This window comes from Parafannyhessea sp., assembly GCF_051876455.1.
Taxonomy (GTDB): Bacteria; Actinomycetota; Coriobacteriia; order Coriobacteriales; family Atopobiaceae; genus Parafannyhessea.
The window spans coordinates 1-10592 of sequence record NZ_JBJEHW010000152.1 but is presented as its reverse complement, the minus strand read 5'-3'; the positions used below and the strand labels follow the sequence as shown (position 1 = coordinate 10592).

At 67.4% G+C, this 10592-nt stretch carries 7 protein-coding genes and 1 pseudogene; all 8 read left to right on the top strand.

Annotation, left to right across the window (positions count from 1 at the left end; translation table 11 throughout):
* A pseudogene (locus ACI38Z_RS06695) lies at positions 1 to 518 on the top strand (radical SAM protein); the annotation flags it as partial.
* Positions 519 to 741: 223 nt separating this feature from the next.
* Complete coding sequence (locus tag ACI38Z_RS06690) at positions 742 to 1944, top strand: pyridoxal phosphate-dependent aminotransferase (protein ID WP_439789416.1); 1203 nt, start codon at positions 742 to 744, stop codon at positions 1942 to 1944.
* 292 nt (positions 1945 to 2236) lie between these two features.
* On the top strand, positions 2237 to 4312 hold the full coding sequence (locus tag ACI38Z_RS06685; protein WP_439789415.1) for an elongation factor G: 2076 nt from the start codon (positions 2237 to 2239) through the stop codon (positions 4310 to 4312).
* A 203-nt stretch (positions 4313 to 4515) separates the two neighbouring features.
* Positions 4516 to 5517, top strand: coding sequence for an aspartate--ammonia ligase (gene asnA / locus ACI38Z_RS06680; protein WP_439789414.1), 1002 nt, complete (start codon positions 4516 to 4518; stop codon positions 5515 to 5517).
* Between the two features lie 116 nt (positions 5518 to 5633).
* Positions 5634 to 6821 (top strand): FprA family A-type flavoprotein, encoded by a 1188-nt coding sequence (locus tag ACI38Z_RS06675; RefSeq protein WP_439789413.1) that lies wholly within the window; start codon positions 5634 to 5636, stop codon positions 6819 to 6821.
* A 341-nt stretch (positions 6822 to 7162) separates the two neighbouring features.
* Positions 7163 to 8620, top strand: a complete 1458-nt coding sequence (locus ACI38Z_RS06670) for a hemolysin family protein (RefSeq protein WP_439789412.1) — start codon at positions 7163 to 7165, stop codon at positions 8618 to 8620.
* 70 nt (positions 8621 to 8690) lie between these two features.
* Positions 8691 to 10055, top strand: coding sequence for a cyanophycin synthetase family protein (locus ACI38Z_RS06665; RefSeq protein WP_439789411.1), 1365 nt, complete (start codon positions 8691 to 8693; stop codon positions 10053 to 10055).
* Between the two features lie 106 nt (positions 10056 to 10161).
* Positions 10162 to 10587, top strand: a complete 426-nt coding sequence (locus ACI38Z_RS06660) for a YtxH domain-containing protein (protein ID WP_439789410.1) — start codon at positions 10162 to 10164, stop codon at positions 10585 to 10587.
* Positions 10588 to 10592 lie beyond the last annotated feature (5 nt).

Here is a 10592-nt window from a genome sequence, read left to right as displayed (position 1 = left end):
AGGGTGGCAAGCCCATCATGGCCATGGACTTCCAGAACGACGGCGAGTTCGTGGGCGGCTGCATCGCCGGCGGCCGCGTGTACTGCCACATCAACGCCCGTGGCGACGTCGAGCCGTGCGTCTTCATCCACTACTCCAACGTCAACTTCAAGGAGAACGGCAACTGGCTCGACTGCCTGCACCAGCCGATCTTCCAGACGTACCGCAAGTACTACCCCTGGAACAACAACCTGCTGGAGCCCTGCCCCATGCTCGAGAACTCGGGCATGCTCACGAAGTTCGTGGACGAGGCACACGCCAAGTGCACCGAGTACGTGAAGCCCGAGCCCGCCGCAGACGTCTGCGCGCGCACGAAGGACTACGCCAAGGCCTGGGCGCCCAAGGCCGAGGAGCTGTGGCTCAACATGTACCCCGACGGCACCAAGCACTACGAGGACGCCATGTCCCAGGAGAAGATCTCGGTCAAGGCCAAGATCATCGCCGAGGAGGACGCCCAGAACGAGGCGATCGTCGACTAGCGACGCCGGCCCTTCGGGGCGAGAAGAACGTGCATTCAAGGCCTGGTGCCCCAGCTGGGGTGCCAGGCCCTTCTCGTCCGTGTGGCCCCTGCCGCGCGCCGGGCGGTAACCATCCCGATGGGCAGATTTAACCTTGCGCGTGGGGGCTTGAATCAAAGGCGAAACATCCGTACCCGAAGCTAGTCATGGTTGTAGAAATGGGACACGGGGCGGAGGAACAGGCATGGCAGACGGCGTCGATTCCCTCATGTACGATCTTGGTGCTGGCAAATCGGCCATTCGCGAGGTGTTTGAGCAGACCATGGAGCTCAAGCAGCAGGGCGTGACCGACTTTTGGGACTACTCGATCGGCAACCCCAACGTGCCCGTGAGGCCCGAGGTGAACGACGCCATCCGCGCGGCGTTGGAGGACTACGCGTCCATCGACCTGCACGGCTACCCACCCAACAACGGCTACCTGACCACGCGCCAGGCCGTGGCCGCGAACCTCAACCGCAGGTTCGACGCGCACGCCCGTGCCGGCGAGATCGCCATGACCGCGGGCTGCGCGGGCGCCATCAGCTCGACCATCGCCGCGACCACGACCGCGGGCGAGGAGGTCATCATCCCCACGCCGTACTACGCGGAGTACCGCATGTGGGTGCAGGCGTACCACTGCAACGTGGTGGAGGTCCCCACGGAGCCGGGGACGTTCCAGCTCGACCTGGACGCGATCGAGGAGGCCATCAACCCCAAGACGCGCATGGTCATCATCAACACGCCCAACAACCCCACGGGCGCCGTGTACACCCGCGACTCCATCATCGCGCTGGCCGCGCTGCTGCGTCGCAAGTGCAAGGAGCTGGGGCAGACCATCTACCTGCTTTCTGACGAGCCGTACCGCGAGATCGTGTACGACGGCGCCGTGAACCCCTGGATCGCGGAGTACTACGAGAACACGATTGTGTGCTACAGCTGGTCCAAGTCGCTTTCGCTCGCGGGCGAGCGCGTGGGCTACGTGTGGGTGCCGGGCACCGTGCGTCACGCCGAGCGCGTGTACGACGCGATCCTGGGCGCGCAGCGCGTGACGGCCACCGTGATGAACAGCCTCTTCAACCGCGTGATAGAGAAGTGCGTGGACCTTCCGGCTCCGGTGGAGGAGTACGACCGCAAGCGCAAGAAGCTGCTGGGCGGCCTGGAGGACATCGGGTACGACGTGGTGCACCCCGAGGGCGCGTTCTACCTGTGGGTCCGCGCGCTCGAGCCCGACGACGACGCCTTCCAGGCGCGCGCGGCCAACGAGCAGCGCCTGTACGTGGTGGGCTCGCGCGACTTCGCGTGCCGCAGCTACTTCCGCCTGAGCTACTGCGTGAGCGACGAGTGCATCGAGACGTCGCTCCCGGCCTTCAAGCGGCTGTTCGAGTCGTACGGCGGCTACACCTGGTAGCTACACCTGGTAGCGGCCGCGACTGCGCCTGGCAGCGCGCGGCCTGAGCCCCATCCGTCCCGAGCTCGCGGGATGCCCCAGGGTGCGCGATTGCCGGGCGAGAAGGACGGCGTTTCGTGCCCGCGCACACGCCCACCGTATGTCGCCTGCGTTTGCCCGATGCATGACGCATGGACCGAGCCCGTACGGGTATGGTGAGTCCACGACGCTTTTATGCGTGGCTCTACATAGCGCGGTGGCTGCCGTCGCGTGTGTGGCGGGGTCGCCGCAGGATGCGGCTCGAGGAGGAACCATGGCTACTAGCACTGGGAAAGTGAAGAACCTCGCACTCGTGGGCCAAGGCGGCGTGGGCAAGACCATGCTGGCCGAGGCCATGCTGCACCTGACGGGCAAGACGACCCGTCTTGGTGGGCACGCCGGCACCAAGCCCACGCTGGACTACGACGACGAGGAGAGCGAGCGCGGATTTTCGATCTCGACCACGATAGCCCCGGTTGAGTGGGAGGGAACGCGCATCAACGTCCTCGATGCACCGTGCTACCCCGACTTCGTCGGCGACGCCTACGGCGCCCTCTCCGCGGCCGAGACGGCCGTCTTCGTGATCGACGCCGCCTCGGGCCCCGGGACCATCACGACCCGCCTGTGGTACGCGGCGGAGGACCTGGACATCGCCCGCGCCCTCTTCATCAACCGTCTTGACCGGTCCGACGCCGACTGGGACACCGCGCTGCTCACCGCGCAGGAGCGCTACGGCAACCGCCTGGTGCCGGTCACGATGCCCATGGGCTCCGGCGACGCGTTTGGCGGCATCATCGACGTCGTGCACATGCAGGCGCGCCACCTGGAGAACGGCAAGCCCGTCTCCGAGGACATCCCGGCGGAGTTCGCGGACGCGGCCGCGCAGGCGCGCTCGCAGCTGGTCGAGCTCGCCGTCGAGGCGGACGACGACCTGATGATGAAGTATCTGGACGGCGAGGAGATCACGCAGGAGGAGCTCGAGGGGCTGCTTGGCAAGGCCATCGCAAACCGCGTGATCGTCCCCGTGTTCGCGGGCTCGTGCGTGCGCGAGGAGGGCGTCATCTCCCTCATGAGCGACGTGGCCGAGTGGTTCCCGACCATGGCCGACTACGGCCGCGTGCCGCTGGTCAACGGCGAGGAGCTCGACATCTCGCCCGACGACGACAGGCCCGTCGCCTTCGTCTTCAAGACGCTGCAGGACCCGCAGAACGGCAAGCTCTCCTTCGTCAAGGTGCTGGCCGGCACGGTCACGCCGGGCACGGAGCTCATAAACGCGCGCACGCGCAAGGCCGAGCGCCTGGGCCACCTGTACCGCATGTGCGGCCACGACATGGAGGACGTCAAGTCCGTCGCCTCCGGCGACCTGTGCGTGGTGCCCAAGCTCGACGCCATGACCGGCGACACGCTCTCCGTCACTGGCAAGGTCGAGGCCGCGGAGTTCCGCTTCCCCAACTCGCTCTACCGCGCCGCCATCGAGCCGGACAAGCGCGGGAGCGAGGGCAAGGTCTACGCGTTCCTGGAGAAGGCCGCGGACGCCGACCCGACCATCAGCGTGAGCCGCGACGAGGACACGGGGCAGACCGTCATCTCGGCCATCGGAGAGGCGCAGGTGTCCGTCCTTCTGGACCGCCTCGAGGCGCGCGCGGGAGTCAGCGCCCACACCGTCAAGCTGGCCATCCCGTACCGCGAGACCATCCGCCGCGTCGCGAGCGCGCAGGGTCGCCACAAGAAGCAGACCGGCGGCGCCGGACAGTACGGCGACTGCTGGCTGCGCGTCGAGCCCAACCCCGGCAAGGGCTACGAGTTTGTGGACGAGGTCGTGGGTGGCCACGTTCCCAAGAACTTCATCCCCGCGATTGACAAGGGCGTGCAGGAGACCATGCGCGAGGGCGTGCTTGCCGGCTACCCCATGATCGACGTGAAGGTCGCCGTGTACGACGGCTCGTACCACCCCGTTGACTCCAACGAGATGGCCTTCAAGACCGCGGCGCGCATCGGCTTCCAGAAGGCCGTGGCGCAGGCCGAGCCCGTGCTGCTCGAGCCCATGGCGCACCTCAAGGTCACGGTGCCCGACAGCTACGCCGGCTCCGTCATGGGCGACGTCTCCGCCTCGCGCGGCCGCGTGGAGGGCATGGAGGCCGCGTCCGACGCCGCCGAGAGCGGCTTCACCACGATCGACGCGACGGTGCCGTACGCCGAGGTGACGGACTACGCCACGCGCCTGCGCAGCCTGAGCCGCGGCACGGGCGAGTTCGAGCTCGAGGTCAAGGGCTACGAGCAGGTCCCGCACGACGTGCAGCAGAAGCTGGCCGAGGAGTACCAGGAGCGCCGCGCCTCCGGCCAGAAGTAGCGTTGCGACAGGGCCCGGCCGTGCCCCAACGACGGGCCGGGCGCACCCCCCGCTAACCCCGCGGGCGAGAAGGACGCGTTCCTCTCGCCCGCGGGGCCTTTTTGGGCCAAAGGTTGCGAGTGGCTTAACGCCCGCGCACCGAGCGCCGCCGCGCCGCCGCGCGGGAGTAAGATTCGCTTCCATACCTTATGGAGGAGGATTGCATGACCGTTGTTCCCGATGGCTACCAGTCGCAGCTCGACACCTATGACACGCAGCGCGCGATCGAGGCCATAAAGCACACGTTTTTGGCAAAGCTCTGCGCGGCGCTGCACCTGGTGCGCGTGACGGCGCCGCTCGTGGTGGACCCGTCCACGGGCATAAACGACAACCTCAACGGCGTGGAGCGCCCCGTGGGCTTTGACGTGCCCGCCATCGGGAAGGACGCGGAGGTGGTCCAGTCCCTGGCCAAGTGGAAGCGCCTGGCGCTCAAGCGCTACGACTTCAAGGTGGGCAAGGGCATCGTGTGCGACATGAACGCCATCCGCCGCGACGAGGAGCTGGACAACCTGCACTCCATCTACGTGGACCAGTGGGACTGGGAGAAGATCATCCGCCTGGAGGACCGCACACCCGAGTACCTGGAGTCCGTGGTGCGCCGCATCGTGACGGCCATCTGCGGCACGCTGGACGAGCTCAAGTGGGCCTACCCGCAGCTCGACGTGGAGCTGGAGCGCGACGTGACCTTCGTGGGCGCGCAGGAGCTGGAGGACCTGTACCCGGACCTTGCGCCCAAGGAGCGCGAGCAGCGCTTCGTGCGCGACCACCACACCACGTTCATCCGCGGCATCGGCGGCAGGCTGCGCAGCGGCAAGCCGCACGACGGCCGCGCGCCCGACTACGACGACTGGGAGCTCAACGGCGACCTGCTCTTCTGGGACGAGACGCTGGGCTGCGCCCTGGAGGCGAGCTCCATGGGCATCCGCGTGAGCCCGGAGTCGCTCGACCGCCAGCTGAGGCTCGCCGGCTGCGACGACCGCCGCGACCTGCCGTTCCACAGGATGCTGCTCAACGGCGAGCTGCCGTACACCATCGGCGGCGGCATCGGGCAGAGCCGCCTCTGCATGCTGCTGCTCGCAAAGGCGCACGTGGGCGAGGTCCAGGCCTCGATCTGGGACGAGCAGACGCGCTCCGCCTGCGAGGGGGCCGGCATCCAGCTGCTCTAGTTCTTCTCGCCCGTCCTTGCCTGACGTATCATCTTGGGGGAAAGCACGAAGGCAATTGCGTCGCGACGGGCAGCCCTTGGTGCGGTCCCGCGATGCGTCAGACGAGAGGGGCAGACATGCTCACGGCAGTACAGATCAAGCCCGACGTCTATTGGGTCGGTGCGCTGGATTGGAACGCGCGCAGCTTCCACGGCTACAGGACCGAGGACGGCATCACGTACAACGCGTACCTGATCTTGGACGAGAAGGTCACGCTCATCGACACGGCAAAGATCACGTTCAAGGACGAGCTCCTGGGGCGCATCGCGAGCGTGATCGACCCGTCCAAGATCGACGTCCTGGTGTGCAACCACGTGGAGATGGACCACTCCGGCAACGTCCCCACGATCAAGGGCCTGGCGCCCAACGTGGAGATCTATGCCTCCGCGCCGCAGGGCGTCAAGGGGCTGACGGCCCACTACCACGACCTTGGCTACAAGGGCGTCAAGACCGGCGACACGCTCAACATCGGCAAGCGCACGCTCACGTTTGTGCAGACGCCCATGGTGCACTGGCCGGACAACATGGTCACGTACGACGCGTACGACAAGATCCTGTTCTCCAACGACGCCTTTGGCCAGCACTACGCGAGCTCCAAGCGCTTTGACGACGAGGTGGACCTGAACGAGGTCATGCGCCAGGCGCGCAAGTACTACGCCAACATCGTGCAGCCGTACCGCATGCAGGCCGCCAACGCCGTGAAGGCCGTCCGCAAGCTCGGCCCGGACGCGATCGACATCATCGCGCCTGCCCACGGCGTGTGCTGGCGAAGCCACGTGGCTGACATCCTGGACGCGTACGAGAACGTCTTCACCTCCGGCAAGCTGGAGGACAAGGCGCTCGTGGTGTACGACTCCATGTGGGGCTCCACGGACAAGATGGCCCACGCCATCACGGACGGCTTCCTGAGCGCCGGCGTGCCCGTGACGCTGATGGACCTCAAGGACAACCACGTGTCCGACGCCATGACGGTGTTCCTGGACTGCAAGTACGTGGCCGTTGGCTCGCCCACGCTCAACAGCCAGATGCTGCCGACCGTGGCGGAGTTCGTCACGTACATGAAGGGCCTCTCGCCCAAGAACGAGGGCCGCGTGGGCATCCCCTTCGGCAGCTACGGCTGGGCGCCCCTTGGCCCCAAGAACATCGCGGCCGAGCTCGAGGGCGTGGGCTTCGACCTGCCGCTGGGCACCATCGCCCGCAACTGGCTGCCCGACGACGCCTACCTGGACGGCGTGCGCCAGCAGGTGATCGACCTCGTGAAGTAGGTCGCATGCACGACCCCGCCCCAAGTGGGCGGGGATGCAAAGGGCGAGAAGAACGAGCGTCCCGCGAGCCCCCGCGTGCCACGAGCGCGTGGGGGCTCGCCCGTACGGCGGCGTGCTTCTTGCCCAGGAATGCACGAGACGCCCGGGAGTGGTGACCCGTGGGTACGCCCCGTTGTGGGCTTTCGCCGCAAATGCCGACCAATATGGAGGCTTGTGCCGTCGCGATGTCGCATGGTCGTGCCCCGCTCGGGTAGAATTGTGCATACGCGACACGTCGTCCGCGGTGTGCCGGCTCGCATGGTCGGCGCAAGGCGTCTGGCTAGGAGGTTGCGCTAACGCGCATGGACATAGCACTATCGATTACCGTCACCGTATTGCTCACGTTGGTCAACGGATACTTCTCCATGTCCGAGATGGCCCTCTCCACCGCGAAGAAGGTGCTGCTCGACCACGAGGCCGAGGATGGTGACGCGCGCGCGGCCAAGGCCGCCAAGGTCATCGACGACCCAACGGGCTTCCTCGCGGCCATCCAGGTGGCGATCACGCTCGTCGGGTTCTTCTCGTCCGCGTTCGCCGCGACCAGCCTGTCCGGACCGTTCGCCTCGTGGCTCGAGGGCTTTGGCATGCACGAGGGCAGCGCCCACGCGCTGGCGACCGTGCTCATCACCCTGATCGTCTCGTACTTCTCCATCGTGGTGGGCGAGCTCGTGCCCAAGCGGATCGCGATGGCGGACGCCGAGAAGGTCTCCAAGAGCGTGGCCGGGCCCATCCACGGCTTCGCGACGGTGACGAAGCCGCTGGTGTGGCTCACGAGCGTCAGCGCGAACGGCCTCGCGCACCTGCTGCACGTGAAGAGCCCTGACGACCGCCAGGACGTGTCCGAGGACGAGATCCGCTACATGGTCACGGACTCCGACGAGCTGTCCGACCAGGAGAAGTCCATGATCCACGACGTGATCGACCTGGGCGACGCCATCGCCCGCGAGGTCATGGTGCCGCGCGTGGACATGACGGTCATGCCGGACACGGCGACCCTGGGCGACACGCTCGAGGTCATGCGCCGCACCGGCTACTCGCGCCTGCCCATCTACCACCGCTCCGTGGACCGCGTGGTGGGCATCGCGCACATCAAGGACATCATCGGCCCGATCCTCAATGGCAAGAAGGACGATCCCGTGTCGCGGCACATGCGCGAGGCGGACTACGTGCCGGACACCAAGGACATCATCCCGCTCCTCTCCGAGATGCAGAGCTCGCACGACCAGATGGTCATCGTGGTGGACGAGTACGGCGGCACGGCCGGCATCATCACGATCGAGGACATCGTGGAGGAGGTCGTGGGCGAGATCGAGGACGAGTTCGACCCGGACAACAAGTACCTGACGCAGCTTTCCGACAGGGAGTGGCTCGTGGACGGCAGGTTCTCGATCGACGACGCCATCGAACTGGGCTGGCCCATCGAGGACAGCGACGAGTACGAGACGATCGCCGGCTTCGTGCTGGAGCTGGCGGACAAGCTGCCGCGCCCCGGCGACGTGTTCCAGAAGGACGGCTACACCTTCCGCGTGCAGTCCATGCGCGGCCGCAGGCTGTCCATGCTGCGCGTGACGGCGCCCGAGCCGCCCGCGCCCGAGGAGCCCGCGGAGGACGAGGACGCGCAGGACGAGAAGGACAAGCCCGGCGACAAGCCGATGGACCGCATCAAGGACAGGGTCCGTCCCAAGGACAAGCCCAAGGACAAGGGCGACGCAAAGTCCAAGGAGAAGGACAGGGACTCCGTGGACGAGGACGAGTCCTAGGCAAGGTGCCTCCATCGGTATCGCTACAATGGAGGCGCACACGAGTGACTGACGTGGAGGGGCCTTTCCCATGGCACAGCTGATAGACATCCAGCGCGTAGAGATCGGGACGCAGAACCTGACCGCACGCGTGCGCGTGGCAGACGACGCCCCGCTCATGACGAGCGAGGACCTGCAGGGCACGACGCGCGTCTACCGGCTGATGCCGCATATCATCGAGCACACCTGCCTGGGCGACGCCGGTGACACGTTCAAGGCGTGCATGGGCAACACGGAGCTCGCGCACCTGCTCGAGCACGTGACCGTGGAGCTGCTGGCGCAGACCGACATGGCCGGCGACATCACCTCCGGTCGCACGTACCCCATCGTGGGTGACGACCGGGCCTTTGACGTGGAGATATCCTGCAAGGACGACGTGCTGACCGTGGCCGCGCTCTCGAGCGCCGCGTGGATCCTGGACTGGGCCTACAGCGGTGGCGGCGACCCCGTGCCCGACGTGGACGCCATCGTGTCCGGCCTCAAGAACCTGGTCGCCTCGCTGGGCGACGAGCCCGCGACGGACTACGTGCAGAAGGTCCGCGGCGAGCTGCAGGAGGACGTGAAGCGCGAGTACCAGGAGGCCCTGGAGGCCCGCGAGCGCGAGATCGCGGAGCGCGAGGAGGAGATTGACCAGGCGCGCAGGAAGGCCGAGGAGACCGCCCGCGCCCGCGCGGAGGAGCTCGAGCGCCAGCGCCAGGAGGAGCAGCGCCGCCGCGAAGAGGAAGAGCGCCAGCGTGCCGAGGCCGAGGCCCGCGCCAAGGAGGAGACCGCCCGCATCGAGGCGGAGCGCCTTGCCAAGGAGGCAGCCAAGCGCAAGGCCGAGGAGGACCGCTTGTTCGAGGAGGTCGCCCGCGAAGCCGAGCGCCGCACCACGGTCATGATGCCGGACGAGGGCAAGGAGTCCCCGGAGGCCGTCCAGGCCTCGCGCGACCTGCCCGACGCCGCTGTGAGCGAGTGGCGTCCGGAGGAGCCGGAACCCAAGGCGGCGCCTGCGCCAAAGGCGGCGCCAGCACCCGAGCCTACTGCGTCGCAGGAGCCCGCGGCGGAGGACGTTGCCGCACCGGCTAAGCCCGAGCAGGGCGAGAAGGACGCGTCCGTGGCAGAGGCCGCGGGCGAGGCCGAGCCCGCGCCGCAGGAGCCTGCGGCGGAGGCCGACACCGTGGCCGAGCCGGCACCCGCGGCCGAGCAGGAGCCCCAGGCAGAGGCCCAGCCCGCGCCGCCGGCCCAGCCGGAGTACGTGGCGCCCTGGGAGGACGAGCCAAGCGAGGCCGACGCTCCTCTCGCCCAGGAGAAGGAAGCGAGCGAGGCCGACGGAGAGCCGGAGGCACCGCAGACCGACGGCGACGGCTCCTCGCAGAGCGACGGGCATATTCCAGAACCGCAAAGGGTACGATAGAGTAAACCTGCGCAGGCGGCGTCCAGTGGTCACCACGTGTGCGGAAGGCAAACGCAAGAGGCTGGCAAGTACGACTGGCGCGTGCCAGGTTACTAAGGAGGACGACATGAGCGCAAAGGGCGCATTTGGATTCATCGCAGGTGGCATCGTTGGCGCGGCAATTGGCGCCGTGGCGGGCGTTCTGCTGGCGCCGCGTTCCGGTGCGGAGAGCAGGGCCATGGCGGCCGACGCCATGAACGACGCCTGGGACACCGCGGTCGACTCCTACGAGCGCGGTTCCCGCGTCGTGAGCGAGAAGATCGGCAACGTCCATCCCGGCATGGACGTGACGGCGGACGAGCTCCGCGCGAAGGTCGACCTGGCCCGCGAGCGCATGGACCAGCTTCGCGACTCCCTGTCCGACGCTGTGACCACCACGTCCGCGCAGGTGCAGGACGTCGTGAACTCCGCCACGGACAAGGTCGTCTCGCCGGCTGGCGAGTCCAAGGCCGAGGGCGTGCACGTCGAGGTCGTCAACGACGACGCCGAGTAGCGCCA

Coding starts and splice junctions, on each gene's coding strand:
- ACI38Z_RS06690 (WP_439789416.1), top strand. CDS start 742: ATGGCAGACGGCGTCGATTCCCTCATGTACGATCTTGGTGCTGGCAAA.
- asnA (WP_439789414.1), top strand. CDS start 4,516: ATGACCGTTGTTCCCGATGGCTACCAGTCGCAGCTCGACACCTATGAC.
- ACI38Z_RS06665 (WP_439789411.1), top strand. CDS start 8,691: ATGGCACAGCTGATAGACATCCAGCGCGTAGAGATCGGGACGCAGAAC.
- ACI38Z_RS06660 (WP_439789410.1), top strand. CDS start 10,162: ATGAGCGCAAAGGGCGCATTTGGATTCATCGCAGGTGGCATCGTTGGC.
- ACI38Z_RS06670 (WP_439789412.1), top strand. CDS start 7,163: ATGGACATAGCACTATCGATTACCGTCACCGTATTGCTCACGTTGGTC.
- ACI38Z_RS06685 (WP_439789415.1), top strand. CDS start 2,237: ATGGCTACTAGCACTGGGAAAGTGAAGAACCTCGCACTCGTGGGCCAA.
- ACI38Z_RS06675 (WP_439789413.1), top strand. CDS start 5,634: ATGCTCACGGCAGTACAGATCAAGCCCGACGTCTATTGGGTCGGTGCG.